The sequence below is a fragment of the Rhodococcus sp. NPDC003382 genome, from assembly GCF_053589135.1.
This window is the reverse complement of the sequence record NZ_JBSFRH010000004.1, coordinates 91,896-104,093: the sequence shown is the minus strand read 5'-3', so window position 1 is coordinate 104,093 and position 12,198 is coordinate 91,896. Positions and strand designations below refer to the sequence as shown.

Below are 12,198 nucleotides of genomic sequence, written 5' to 3'. Positions count from 1 at the left end.
CACCCGTGCGGTCGCCGGGCTGGCTACCGTAGGCGAAGCCGCCGAAGGGATCCTCCGATGAGCCACCCCGTCATCGTCGAACACGAATCGATCGTCGCTGCGGATGCGCCCGCGGTGTGGGCCCGGGTGACGGACCCCGCCGGCATCAACGACGAACTTGCACCCCTGCTCGCAATGCGGATGCCGCGAGGAGTGCGCGGCATCGGTGTCGACCGGGTTCCCGTCGGTGTACCGCTCGGGACGGCGCCACTTCTTCTGTTCGGCGTGCTTCCTATTGAATACGACGCGCTCACGATCGTGGAGCTGGAACCGGGCCGGCGCTTCCACGAGAAGTCCACGATGGCAACGATGCGGCGTTGGGAGCACGAACGCACACTCACCGCCGCCGGAGCCGGTCGTACCCGCGTGCACGACCGGCTCACCATGGAACTTCGTGCTCCTCTCGCACGACTCCCCTACGGCGACGAGCTGGCCCGACAGATCATCACAAGACTCTTCGAGCACCGACATCGACGCCTTGCACTCCATTTCGCGGGTTCGGTACCCAACCTTAGAGGTTGGTGAGTTCTGATGGAGGCGAGATGGGTGGTTTGGTGATGGGTTTGGAGTGAGATTCTGTTTTTCTATTTGTTCCGTCATGTCCGGAATAATTCCTCACGTTTCGACAGCTGCCCGAAGACCCACGCCGAAGAATTCTGGGCTTCCGGATTTTCGCGGTCGGCCACACTCCCCGTTTCGTCGCTCCCCGCCCGGCGCCGACAGCGACTCCCCGCCCCTCGACAGACTCGCAGGCTGGTAGACGCCTCTCCCCCTGTGGATTCCACATGGTCGGCGACGCTTGCCTTCCTGCCTGCACCCGATCGAACCGGCGTCCGCTCCCCCGATCGGATCCGGACTCGGAATATCGGCACTTCCGGTGAAAGACAGGCAGTGGTGGATCGAGGTAGGCATCCGCGAGAGTTCTGTATTTCTTTGCGTTCCGTGCTTTCCAGAAATCTTGCTCGCGCTGAAGTGCTCCCCCGACGCTCCGGTTGCGGGGATACGCTTGCTGTCGCTGCTCTTTCAGCCGGTCGACAGATCGATCCCACCGACGTAGGGACATTCACATGTCGGAAAACGAACCGGATGTCGTACTGGGGCCCTTCTCCTCTCCGGATGCGCAAGCAACGCCGTGGGCGTCCGCGCTGACGGTTATCGATGCGGCAGAGGTGTTCTGGCTTTCCACCGTGCGCCCGGACGGGCGTCCACACGTGACGCCGTTGCTGGCGGCATGGAGTTTGGGCGGTCTGTGCTTCACGACCGGTGCCCAGGAGCGCAAAGCGCTCAACCTCGAACACAATTCGCACTGTGCGCTCACGACCGGCACGAATTCTCTGACCGGTGTGGACGTCGTCATCGAAGGCGTCGCAACGGCAGTGAGTGAGCGCACCGAACGTGCACAGGCCCTCGCAGACTTCGAGCGGAAGTACGGCCCCCACCTGACCGGCCGCGACGGTGCCTGGAATCGATTGGGCGAAGCCGTCATTGCCGGTGACATCCGGCTCTATCGAGTTGCGCCGACGGTCGGCTTCGCTTTCGGCAAGCTGCCCACATCCAGTCAGACCCGCTACACGTGGCCGAACCGGTGACGGCGATGTCCGCGCTGCAGCACCGGATCCGAAGTCTGCTCGACGAATTCGTCGGCACCGGAGCCGAAACCGGCTTGCAGGTTGCCGTGTACCACCGCGGTGCGCCGGTCGTCGACGCCGTCGCGGGCATCGCCGACAGCCGAACCGGGCGCGCAGTAGCCTCCGAAACCCCGTTCTTCAGCTTCTCCGCCGGCAAAACCATGACGTCGCTGATCGCCCATCTGCTCGTGCGGACCGACGCCCTCGACTACGACACACCGCTGGTCGACCTGTGGCCGGAGTTCGGTGTCCACGGCAAGGAGGGCGCGACTCTTCATCATGTGCTGACCCACTCCGTGGGGGTACCGGCCATGCCTCGTGACATCGGCCCCGCCGACCTGACCGACTGGCCGCGGGTCTGCACCGCCATCGCCGCAGCCGAACCACTCTGGCGTCCCGGGACGGAGACGGGATACCACTCGTACACCTTCGGCTTCCTCGTCGGCGAGATCGCACGCCGCACCACCGGCAAGCCGATGCGGCAACTCCTCCACGACTGGATCGCCGCGCCGCTCGGTCTCGACCGCGAGCTGTACTTCGGTGTGCCGCGAACCGACCTGGAGAGACTGGCACGGCTCGAAGACGCCGCACCGCAACAACTCCCCCCGGACGACGGCATTCTCGCGCCGTGGGAATTGCATCCCACCGCGGCCCTGGGGAACAGTCCCGCGTTCCTGGAGGCGGACATCCCGTCGGTCGGCACCTTCACCGCCCGGGGAATCGCCGCCGTGCACGGCGCGGTACTCGAGGGCCGGCTCATCGATACACACCAACTCGAGGAGATGACAGCGCTCGCGTTCGAGGGCACCGACCGGGTCGTCGGCAGCCAGGTGCGACTGGCCCTGGGCTATCCGCTCGGCCGCCTCGGCGCTTCCCCTGACGAGACACCCACCACGTTCGGCTGGGTCGGGGGCGGCGGCAGCTACGTCTGTGCCGACACCGCCACCGGCACAGCTTTCGCCATGACCAAGACCCGCCTCACCCCGCATTTCGACACCGCCCGACGACTCGTCGACGTGACCGCAGCCGAGATCACCCGGCGTTCTCGGGACTCGGCACCATGACGGGACTCCCTCGTCCGTGTCGTCAGTTCTCGGCGGTCCCATCGATACCCGCGTGATTCGCGTCATCGTCCGGGCGTCGCCGCAACCAACCGATTCCGATGCCCAACGCCACGATCGAGACTCCCACCACCACTGCAGAAATCCGGTGTCCACTACCGCTCGTTCCGATCCCCTCCCCCTGCAGCGGCGCGTACGCGGTCCACCCGTATCTCGCAGACAGGGGCACGAGAATCGCAGCCGGGGCCGCGAGCGCCGTCATCACGACCGTCGGCGCCGACGGCAGGCAGGAGGCGACGAGAAATGCGGCCGCGAGGGGAAAGACAACGAGAACGGCGACCAGGTGGGTGTTGTCCCACGGCGGGCTCTCCACGAGGCCGGTCAGTGCCACGACAACGAGTCCGACGATGCCGCACCACGGGCGGCGCACCCGGATTCCCACCACCGACCCGAGCGCGGCCAGCGCCACCGGAATCAGCAGCGTCCACCACTGCTCCGTGTACCACGCGAGTTCGCTCGGACCGACGAACGCCACCGCTGTCCCGGCGAGAAGCACAGCGCCCGCCGGACCCGGAATCCATGCGGCCGCAGCGAGTGTGACCGGAATCAGAGCGAGCCCACCCCACCACCAGCCCGAGAACACCGTGGTTCCGTGCAGGCCGCTCACCGCCCCGACGAAACGCCAGTGCAGGATCAGCCAGACTGCGGGAAGAACTATCCCGACGAGCACTCCCCTTCCCCGCAACCGGACGTCTTCCGTGGTGACGGTCCCGGTGTCCGCCTGCCACATCAGCACGAACACGGCGAGCACTGCCGCTGCGACGAGTACCAGAAGAACCACGTCGGGCTCGGACGACGCCGGAAGATAGTCGGCATACCGGCGCGGAGACGACTCGCGTCCCAGCCGCGCAAGAGGTTCGGCACACAGGATCCCCGCGAGTCCTCCTGCTGCGACGGAGACCTGACCGCGCCCAGCGCCGAGTGACGGAACGGTCGCGGCCAGGGCACCGAGGAGCAGGCCCGCCCCGGACGCCGCGGCGAACACTCCGTACTCGCCTCCCCACGGTGCCGCCGAGAGACCGATCAGCACGAGGCCGACCGCGGCCGCAAGCGCCCGGTGCGACCGTACCTGCATTCCCCAGGCGACCACCGCCGCGATGAATGCGCCCAGGGTCACGCCGACGGCGCCGCCCGAGAACAGCAGGCCGACCCTGCTGCCACCGGTGACGAACGCGAACGAGTCGGTGGTGGTCGACGCCAGGGCCGATCCCGCGGCGAACGCTCCCACGGCGAGGCACAGCTGGAAACTGCGGTAGTGCATGTGCCACACGCTTCAGGACGGCGGAAGTTTCGGACGGGCGGCACGCCGAGGGGGTGATCAGTTTGCGATATTTCAAGTTTCCGTCTTGCCCGGATTAATGCCCCGGGCGAGACGGACAGGGAGTGGAGAAGTACTACTCCGTCGGCAGCGAACGCAGCGATTTCACCGTCGTATCGACGGCCCGCGCCGCCTCGGCGCCCTTCTTCACGAAGTGCCGCGTGAAGTACTCGACGTGCTCGTCGTGCTCGTGGAAGTTGTGCGGGGTGAGCACCACGGAGAAGACCGGGACATCCGTGTCCAGTTGGACGCGCATCAGGCCGTCGATCACCGCGGTCGCGACGAAATCGTGCCGGTAGATACCGCCGTCCACGACCAGTCCCGCAGCGACGATGCCGTCGTACCGCCCGGTCTGCGCGAGCCGGCGGGCGTGCAGGGGGATCTCGAAAGCTCCCGGCACCTCGTAGAACTCCAGGGTGTCCTTGGAATGCCCCAGGGCCACCATCTCGTCGGTGAAGCCCTCACGGGCCTGGTCGACGATGCTGCGATGCCATGTGGCCTGGATGAAGGCGTAGCGGCCGAGACTGTCACTCATGCGTTGAAACTATCGCATCACGCTCCCCTCCCCGTGCCGACAGGCGCAGCGGCTTCCCGGGGACCGACGTTGTGACCAACGGCCCGCAACGGACACCCATTCCGAAATTTGTGCTTTTCCGTTGCAGACAGAGTGAGTAGTGTGGTGGGTGTGACTGTTGCGGATGATTCCAGCGGGTCGGTCGAGGTCGTCGGTCCTCGTCCCGAACGCCACATCGACATCTACCGCCGCGCGGTGGCGAGCGTCGAGGCCTGCCTGCCCCTCGGCTGGTCTGTGACCGCCGACCGCGCCCGCTCCCCCGAAGCACCCAAACGCATTCTCGTCACCGCACCCGACGGAGACTCCGTCTCCTATTCCGTCATCACGTCGCGTGGCGTCCTCAGCGGCGACATCGCGCGCATCTCGGCTGAACTCACCGAATCCGACCGCGGATTCGTGTGCGCGCACTACCTGTCCGATCCGGTGCGCCGCCAGCTGGACCAGCACGGCATCTCCTACGCCGACGCCACCGGCAATCTCACACTCGTCGCCGCCCGGCCCGCGATCTGGGTGCGCAACCGCGGTGCCGACGCGGATCCGTGGCGCGGGCCCGGCCGGCCCTCGGGCGTGCTGACCGGCGAACCGTCCGAGCGGGTCGTGCGGGCGCTCGCCGACCACGTCGGCGACATGTCGGTTCCCGAGCTGATCAAGCTGTCCGGTGCATCCACCGGCGCCGCGTACCGGGTGGTCGAGGTCCTCACTGAACGTGAGCTGATCCGCCGGATCCCCCGCGGCCCTGTCACCTCCGTGCGGTGGGAACCGATGCTGCGTGCGTGGGCGGCGGATCGGAAGCCCTGTGCCACTCGCAGTTTCGCCGCACCCGACGGGCTGGATGCGGTGCGGACCCAGCTCGCCGAGCGTATCGACCTCGGGTATGCCCTGACCGGCGTGGGTGCGACGGACTACGCATCCACGGATCTGCTCGAGGTGTACGCCGACGATCCGGACGAGTTCGCCGCCGCCCTCGGGCTGCGCCCGGTGGACCGCGCCGCGGACGTCGTGGTGGCGATCCCGTGGACGCCGGTGGTCTTCGACCGGATGGAGCGGCGGGAGGGGTTGCGGTTCGTCGCACCCGCGCACGTCTACGCGGATCTGCTGGCCGGACCGTTCCGCAATCCGGACGCGGCCGACCATCTGAGGTCCCGTATGGAGGCGGACGAGTCGTGGTGGCGGCGGCCGGTCGGACGGGGTCTGTGACGGTTCCGCTCAGAGCCCGAGTTCGGTGACGGCATTGCCGACGAGGCCCGCGTGGTGGCGGCTGTAGAGCGCGACCATCCGTTCGTCGGCGTGCCCGGTCTGCGTCATGATCGTCTGCGTCGTGGCGCCGTTGCGCACCGCCTGGGTGACGAATCCGGCACGCAGGCTGTGCCCGCCGAGCGTGGCCACGAGTTCCGGGCTGAACCCGGCCTGGCGGGCCCGTCGCTGGATCATCGAGTGCACCGACTGGCCGGTGAGCACTCCCGAACCGATCGAACCGGTGCGATGGACGGGCCGGAACAGTGCACGGTCCGGGCCGGCCGTCTTCGACGCCAGGCCGCGGCAGTGGTGGTCGCCGAGCTCGTCCACCGCATCCTCGAGCAATGACACCGCGGCCGCACGACCACCGTCGTCCCACACGTCGAGCACCTCGCGCCACCGCCGGTACGCGCACACCGGGCAGGTCTGCGCATCGCGGCCGTACGGCAGCGTGACGACGCGGCCGTGGGCGTCGCGGTCGGTCTTGGAACGACGGATGGTGACGTAGAGGCCGTCCGAGCGGTGCGCGACCACGTCGGATACCGCGATGCCGCACAGTTCCGAGCGTCGCAGCGCACCGGCGAGCCCCATGAGCAGCAACGCCGAATCGCGACGTTCGGCGACCCGGTCCGCGAACCCGGTCGCGGCCGCACGCATGGTCCCCACGATGGCACGCACGTCCTCGGTGAGCAGCGGCGTGCGCCGAGCGGCTGGGGTCGCGCGACTGCGCCGGATTCCCCGCAGCAGGTCGCGCACGGTCTCGCTCCGCCCCGGGACCGGCAGGCCGGCGAGAGCGTGCACCTTGTTGATCGTCGCGACCCACCGCGCCAGCGTGGACGGCGCATATGCCCACCGGCCGTCGGGCCGGAGTTCGCCGGACTTCTCGGTGAGATACCAGCCGAGCAGTTCCGGCGACGCGGGCAGCGGGGTGTTCCCGGATCCCTCACACCAGCGGACGAACTTGTCCCAGTCGGCGGTGTGCGCGGCACGGGTGTTGTCGGAGGACGCCTTCTCGCGCAGCCGGCGCATCGCATCCTCGGCGCCGGCCGGGAGATTCGGTGGCGCCCCGGCCGGTTCGGGAGGCGCGAACGCGCCGGAGGACACCAGTTCCGCGCCACCGACATCTTTCGTCACTGTGACACTCCCCTTCGTCCCGGCCCCATCCGACTCAACGCACCGTATCCACCGCGGTGGAGCACCGCCCGATGCGACGATGGATCGGCGTGTCGACCGGACAACCCACCACCTCTCGAGGGAGGGCCATGAACATCCACGCCATCGCCGATCCTCTGCCAACCGCCGGCGCCCGCGTCTACGGAGAACCGCACGAGACGGCGGACGGCACCACCATCATCACCGTGACGGACCTCCGGCGCCCCTGGTTCCGGCGCACCGATGCGACGCCGGTTCCGAAGCCATTGGGTGTCTTCGTCGTTCACGACGGTGAGGTCCGCTGGGAAGCGGCGGTCGACGGGACGCGGATCGCGCTGATGGGTGAGCTGATCGGGTTGGTCGCCGCCACGATCGCCACCCTCGCCATTCTCCGCCGGCCGCCGTGGCCGGATGTGCGCATCGACTGACGCTCGTAGCCCATTTCCCCTGTTCGAGGGGCATTTTCGCCGGCACTCCAGGGGCGCCCGGCACTGCGGTGCCGGGCGTGCCCCACCCCTACCCAGTTTTTCGATCCCCGCGCGACCTTGATCGTCATAAGTGGGGATTATGACGATCAAAAGGAATACATGCTGACATATGCATGTACGCATTCTTAGAACATGATTTCCGAAACCCAAGACAAAACAACCACCCATCCTGCAAAGCACACCCGTCGCTACCTGCAGTTTTGGCGACACTTGGCATTCTCTTTCGTTTCGTTTCAAGTAACGTTTCGTGTATTGTTATGTTATAAATGCTGTTCAAGGCGCTGAAGGGGCCGAAAATGGGCGAGAACGAAGCTGTCGAGGAGTCGAAGCCGCGCGTCGGCAGGCCGCGCAAGTACGCCTCCCCCGCCGATCGGGTGCGCGCACACCGCGAACGGGAACGACAGCGGAAGGAAGCGGCCCAGCTCGCAGAACTCACCTCCCCTGCGGATCCGGCCGAAGGCGCGAGCAACCTCGCGGCGGCGGTGTCGTCACTGCGCGCGTTGACCGCGGCGAGCCTCGAGCAGTACAACGCCGTCGCGGCGCAGATCACGGCCGCCGTCGACAAGCTCACCGATCCCGCGGCGCTCGAAGCGCAGCTGAACCGGGCCTCGACCGAACTTGCCAAGGTGAAGGCCGATGCGGACGCGAAGATCGTCCGCCTGCGCGAGCAGCTGGCGCAGGCGACCGAGGATCGCGAGAACGCCGATGCTGCGGTGAGTGCCGTCGACGCCGAACTCGCCGACGCCCGCGCCGCCCACGCCGAGCAGCTCCGGGAGCTTCGGGAAACGCATCACGCCGAACTCGCGCGGATGGCCGACGAGCACGCCGCGACGTTGCACCGCTGGCAGGAACAGCTCGCCGATACGCAGGAGGAGCACGAGCAGATCACCGCGGAACTGCGGAGCACCGTCTCCGAGCTGACAGCGAAGATCACCGAAACCCGGGACCTCCTCGAGCGGGCCGCCGAAGAGCGCGATCGCCTGGCCGCCGACCTGCAGGACACGCGCGCCGAACTCACGCGCGCCCGCGCTTCGCTCGAACGGGAGTCCGCCGCGCTCGAACGCGTCGAATCGGAGCTGGGCGCCGAGCGCACACGCAGCGCGGACCTGCGCGATCACCTCGAGCAGGCACGCGTCACGGCCGCGTCGTCGGCGGCGACCGAGGCCGCCGCGCGCGAGCGCGGGGACGAACTACGTGCCGAAATCGCCGAACTGCGAACCGAACTCACGGCCGCCCGTGCTCGCCGCGCTACCGAAAGCACCGAGAACGTCGCCGAAGACACCAAGATCCAAGACACCGCGAAGGAGAAGCGTCCCCCGGCGTAGCGACCGGTACCGCCTGCGAGCGGCCGACGCAGGGAATCAGGCCGCGCAGACCCCGAACACGGGGAACCGGTCGGCGGGGCGGGCGGACCGCAATTCCACCCGCACCGGCGCGTCGGCGCCATCGGGGAACGAACCTTCGATCTTCGAGTAGACCCATGGTCCGTCGTCGAGTTCGACGATCGCGATCGTGAACGGCTTCTGGTCGCGGTGCCGTCCGTGCGACGCGTGGTGCAGCACTTTCCACGACACGATCGAGCCGGCACCGGAACAACACACCGACTGAAGTTCCGCGCTTCCGCACGAGGAGCACTTCGGCGTCTGGGGTGCGAAGTGGGTGTCGCAGTCGTCGCACCGCAGGATGGTCAGGGCGTTGCGCGTCGTGGAGCCCGGGCGAACGGGGTCGAGGTCGGCGGCCATCGAGGTCCTTTCCGCGATAGGGATCGTCTGCAAGACACAGCCGGAGCACCGCGTCGGCTGTGTTTTGTCCCCATCGAGGGTGACGGCGGGACTCCCGTCGTCATCCTCATTCGACGGTAGGTCGCTTCCGTCCGGATTCCTTCGGGCTGCCGGCACACAGAGCCGGTGGCGCGCTGGGCTGTCCGCACAAGAACATCGGCCCCGTCCAGCGCTGCGATGTGAGGTTCGTCCCGCACGAGGTCTCGGGTGAGGACCGTCACGCCGTCGACCGCGTTCGGACCGACGACGACACTGTGCGCTCCGCCCAAGCGTCGCAACATTCAGTGTGCACGCAGACCGGTGAATCCTCCCTAGGACACTCCTACCGTCGAACAGGAAGGTGCAACCCGGTGGACGGGTCGCACTCGGCCCCTGTCGCTTCTCCTGCGGATCGATCGAGTGGGCACGAGTTCCCCCGTAAGGAGTTCATTCACATGACCACCGGACCTCACCTGCACGCGCCGTCGCACCTGCTCGAGGGGCCCCGAACGTACCGCATGCACCATGGCCTTCACGAACCCACCGCCGTTCTGCGCCGGGAGTTCCGCGGTGCCAGCCTGCAGGCGCGGCTTCTGGCACGGTCGATGCGGATGACGCTGCGACCACTGCTCGGACTGTGGGGCCGCGCCCCCGGACTGCCGTGGCCCACCGGGTTGCTCGACCTCGCCGGAACCCTGCTACCGCCCATCGAGGGAACCCGGTGTCGTCCGGTCGTCCTGACGAACTGTGGCGGGTCCTGGGTCGAGGCGCCCGGGGCCGGGGACGAGCGCGTCGTTCTGTACATGCACGGTGGCGCCTTCCTGTGCGGTGGCCTGAAGAGCCACCAGCGCCTCGTCTCCCGGATCTCCGCGGAGGCCGAGGCAGCGGTGCTGGCGGTCGACTACCGGATGCTGCCCGCCCACTCCATCGGAGATGCGGTCGACGACGGGGTGGATGCCTACGAGTGGTTGCTGTCCCGGGGTTACCGGCCCGATCAGATCGTCGTGGCGGGAGACTCCGCCGGCGGTTACCTGGCATTCATGATCCCGCTGGCTCTGCGGGACCGGGGCTTGCCGGCGCCCGGGGCCATCGTGGCGCTCTCGCCGCTGACGGAGCTGGATCCCAGCCGCAAGCTGGGACATTCGAACGCGGAACGCTGTGCGCTGTTGCCGGGGAATGCGTTCGAGGGGCTGGCCGGTCTGTCCTACCGTCGCGACGCCCGCGTGCGTGCCGGGTCCGACAGGCCCGGCCGGGTGTGCCCGGTGGACGCGGATCTGTCGGGCATGCCGCCCGTCCTCATCCAGGTCGGCTCACACGAGTTGCTCCTGGTCGACGCCGAGCTGATCGCCGATCGCCTCGCCTGGTCCGGCACCCGATGCGAACTGCAGGTCTGGGACCGGCAGGTGCACGTCTTCCAGGCCGCGGCCGACCTGCTGCCCGAATCGCTGCAGGCGATCGGCGAGATCGGAGAGTTCATCCGGGCCACCGTTCCGAGCCGCATGGCGGCCGCCGGTTAGGCGGGGTGTCGGCGGCCGGGGGATCTTCGTTCACCTGGCCGATGCGGGAGTCGCGGTCGGCGCGGTGAGCACGGCCGAGCCGAGCCAATGGCACAGAGCCAGGGCGTTCTCGAGGTCGAGCCGGGACTCCCGCACGCTCCGGCCGAGCAGTTCTTCGGCCTTGTTGATCCGATACGCGACGGAGTTGCGGTGCATGTGCAACTGGGTCGCCGCGGCGATGTAACTGCCTCCGCTGGAGAGGAACTCGAACAGGGTACGACGCAGCTGCTCGGCGCCGAGATCGTCTGCGGCGAGCGGCCCCAGGACCTCACCGACCCACGACCGGGCCGCGTCGAGGTCGTGGCACATCAACGCCACCGCCCCGACCGCGCTGATCGGAACGAATCGCGGTCCCGGCAGCTGCGAGGCCTGCGCCACCGATCTGGCCTGAGCGGCCTGCCGATGGGTGCGGACGAACCCGTCGACTCCGTCCTGCGGGTCTCCGAAGGAAACGATGAACGGGCGCTCCCAGCCTGCGACGATCGGGGTCAGCTCCGTGAATTCGACCTGCGAGACCCCACCGAGCGGAATCCACGCCCAGCCCGTGTGTTCGTCGAACGGTTCGAACAGCGCCCGGCTTCCCGCCCCGAAATAGTCCGCGAGCGTGGTCACCGCCTGTTCGAGTTCGGTCAGCTCGTTGTCGGCGGTCTCGGTGTCGTCGGTCCAGACCATCACGCCCAGGTGGTGCTGGCCGAGACGGTAGCCGAGGGTGGCTTCGGCGTCCGTGACCTCGATCGGGCGGCCCGCGAGGATGTCGTGAATCCGCGCGGAACGGGACGCGTTGCGGTTGAACAGCCACATGTCGCGCTCGGCCTCGTACACCCCGAGCAGGCGCTGGGACACCCCGTCGATGCCGGCGGACAGTTTCGTCAGGATCATCACGCCCGCCTGCATGACCGCCTCCGTGTCGTTGCCGAGGCCCGCGAGCACCTCGAGGCACCACCGGAGGATGCAGTCCTGTGCGAGGCGATTGCTCCGATCCACGACCGTGACCGGTAGTCCCTGCCGGGCGAGCGTCCGGACGAGACCGTACGACGCGTCGGGGATCTCGATCTCGTCGAGGTCGTCGCGCAGGAACCGGGTGATGACGGCGACGCCGTCCCACGCGGCCCGGTCGAGTGCGCCCCGGGTCGGACGATCCGCGGACATCGCGCCGATTTCCGAGGTGAGCCGGTCGATCATGGCTTGCGCGATCTCGCCTTGCCGCGTGACCGAGAGTTCGGCGACCTCGGCCACCAAGGCGCGGGCAACAGCACCGGAGTCGGCACCGCCACGAGCCTGGGCATGTACTTCGCGACCGGTCATCTTCCTCGTTTCCGGAGAACT

12 protein-coding genes are annotated in these 12,198 nt (G+C 68.0%); 7 read left to right on the top strand and 5 right to left on the bottom strand.

Annotation, left to right across the window (positions count from 1 at the left end):
- The first annotated feature begins 57 nt into the window (after positions 1 to 57).
- The 3 genes from ACWDUD_RS04825 to ACWDUD_RS04815 all read left to right on the top strand — a co-directional run bounded on the left by ACWDUD_RS04825 (position 58) and on the right by ACWDUD_RS04815 (position 2,731).
- A complete protein-coding gene (locus ACWDUD_RS04825) occupies positions 58 to 564 on the top strand; it encodes a hypothetical protein (RefSeq protein ID WP_450108510.1) in 507 nt (168 codons plus the stop codon).
- A gap of 542 nt (positions 565 to 1,106) precedes the next feature.
- Entirely contained in the window at positions 1,107 to 1,628 is a 522-nt protein-coding gene (locus tag ACWDUD_RS04820; RefSeq protein WP_450108509.1) for a pyridoxamine 5'-phosphate oxidase family protein, read from the top strand.
- Positions 1,613 to 2,731: a serine hydrolase domain-containing protein gene (locus ACWDUD_RS04815; protein ID WP_450108508.1), complete on the top strand. Its 1,119-nt coding sequence runs from the start codon at positions 1,613 to 1,615 to the stop codon at positions 2,729 to 2,731. The genes ACWDUD_RS04820 and ACWDUD_RS04815 overlap by 16 nt, the downstream gene beginning before the upstream one ends.
- A gap of 22 nt (positions 2,732 to 2,753) precedes the next feature.
- Here ACWDUD_RS04815 and ACWDUD_RS04810 read toward each other — a convergent pair whose 3' ends face one another.
- Together ACWDUD_RS04810 and ACWDUD_RS04805 are read right to left on the bottom strand one after the other, a co-directional pair.
- Positions 2,754 to 4,049 carry a hypothetical protein gene (locus ACWDUD_RS04810; RefSeq protein WP_450108507.1) on the bottom strand — a complete coding sequence of 432 codons (1,296 nt, stop codon included), beginning with the start codon at positions 4,047 to 4,049 and terminating at the stop codon, positions 2,754 to 2,756.
- Between the two features lie 133 nt (positions 4,050 to 4,182).
- Positions 4,183 to 4,641, bottom strand: a complete 459-nt coding sequence (locus tag ACWDUD_RS04805) for a 6,7-dimethyl-8-ribityllumazine synthase (RefSeq protein ID WP_450108506.1) — start codon at positions 4,639 to 4,641, stop codon at positions 4,183 to 4,185.
- Positions 4,642 to 4,791: 150 nt separating this feature from the next.
- Between ACWDUD_RS04805 and ACWDUD_RS04800 the strand changes: the two genes are divergently transcribed.
- Complete coding sequence (locus ACWDUD_RS04800; protein ID WP_450108505.1) at positions 4,792 to 5,877, top strand: helix-turn-helix domain-containing protein; 1,086 nt, start codon at positions 4,792 to 4,794, stop codon at positions 5,875 to 5,877.
- 9 nt (positions 5,878 to 5,886) lie between these two features.
- Here ACWDUD_RS04800 and ACWDUD_RS04795 read toward each other — a convergent pair whose 3' ends face one another.
- Positions 5,887 to 6,945, bottom strand: coding sequence for a tyrosine-type recombinase/integrase (locus ACWDUD_RS04795; RefSeq protein WP_450108572.1), 1,059 nt, complete (start codon positions 6,943 to 6,945; stop codon positions 5,887 to 5,889).
- 233 nt (positions 6,946 to 7,178) lie between these two features.
- Between ACWDUD_RS04795 and ACWDUD_RS04790 the strand changes: the two genes are divergently transcribed.
- Positions 7,179 to 7,496 carry a hypothetical protein gene (locus tag ACWDUD_RS04790; RefSeq protein ID WP_450108504.1) on the top strand — a complete coding sequence of 106 codons (318 nt, stop codon included), beginning with the start codon at positions 7,179 to 7,181 and terminating at the stop codon, positions 7,494 to 7,496.
- A gap of 356 nt (positions 7,497 to 7,852) precedes the next feature.
- Positions 7,853 to 8,881 (top strand): hypothetical protein, encoded by a 1,029-nt coding sequence (locus ACWDUD_RS04785; RefSeq protein ID WP_450108503.1) that lies wholly within the window; start codon positions 7,853 to 7,855, stop codon positions 8,879 to 8,881.
- Positions 8,882 to 8,917: 36 nt separating this feature from the next.
- Here the strand turns inward: ACWDUD_RS04785 and ACWDUD_RS04780 are convergent, their stop codons facing one another.
- Positions 8,918 to 9,298: a Zn-ribbon domain-containing OB-fold protein gene (locus tag ACWDUD_RS04780; RefSeq protein ID WP_450108502.1), complete on the bottom strand. Its 381-nt coding sequence runs from the start codon at positions 9,296 to 9,298 to the stop codon at positions 8,918 to 8,920.
- A gap of 473 nt (positions 9,299 to 9,771) precedes the next feature.
- On the opposite strand from ACWDUD_RS04780, the gene ACWDUD_RS04775 reads away from it, so the two are divergent.
- Positions 9,772 to 10,833, top strand: a complete 1,062-nt coding sequence (locus ACWDUD_RS04775) for an alpha/beta hydrolase (protein ID WP_231609872.1) — start codon at positions 9,772 to 9,774, stop codon at positions 10,831 to 10,833.
- A 30-nt stretch (positions 10,834 to 10,863) separates the two neighbouring features.
- On the opposite strand, the gene ACWDUD_RS04770 is transcribed toward ACWDUD_RS04775, so the two are convergent.
- Positions 10,864 to 12,177: a PucR family transcriptional regulator gene (locus ACWDUD_RS04770; RefSeq protein ID WP_197250485.1), complete on the bottom strand. Its 1,314-nt coding sequence runs from the start codon at positions 12,175 to 12,177 to the stop codon at positions 10,864 to 10,866.
- Positions 12,178 to 12,198 lie beyond the last annotated feature (21 nt).

Coding starts and splice junctions, on each gene's coding strand:
- ACWDUD_RS04825 (WP_450108510.1), top strand. CDS start 58: ATGAGCCACCCCGTCATCGTCGAACACGAATCGATCGTCGCTGCGGAT.
- ACWDUD_RS04820 (WP_450108509.1), top strand. CDS start 1,107: ATGTCGGAAAACGAACCGGATGTCGTACTGGGGCCCTTCTCCTCTCCG.
- ACWDUD_RS04810 (WP_450108507.1), bottom strand. CDS start 4,049: ATGCACTACCGCAGTTTCCAGCTGTGCCTCGCCGTGGGAGCGTTCGCC.
- ACWDUD_RS04805 (WP_450108506.1), bottom strand. CDS start 4,641: ATGAGTGACAGTCTCGGCCGCTACGCCTTCATCCAGGCCACATGGCAT.
- ACWDUD_RS04795 (WP_450108572.1), bottom strand. CDS start 6,945: ATGCGCCGGCTGCGCGAGAAGGCGTCCTCCGACAACACCCGTGCCGCG.
- ACWDUD_RS04790 (WP_450108504.1), top strand. CDS start 7,179: ATGAACATCCACGCCATCGCCGATCCTCTGCCAACCGCCGGCGCCCGC.
- ACWDUD_RS04785 (WP_450108503.1), top strand. CDS start 7,853: ATGGGCGAGAACGAAGCTGTCGAGGAGTCGAAGCCGCGCGTCGGCAGG.
- ACWDUD_RS04780 (WP_450108502.1), bottom strand. CDS start 9,298: ATGGCCGCCGACCTCGACCCCGTTCGCCCGGGCTCCACGACGCGCAAC.
- ACWDUD_RS04775 (WP_231609872.1), top strand. CDS start 9,772: ATGACCACCGGACCTCACCTGCACGCGCCGTCGCACCTGCTCGAGGGG.
- ACWDUD_RS04770 (WP_197250485.1), bottom strand. CDS start 12,177: ATGACCGGTCGCGAAGTACATGCCCAGGCTCGTGGCGGTGCCGACTCC.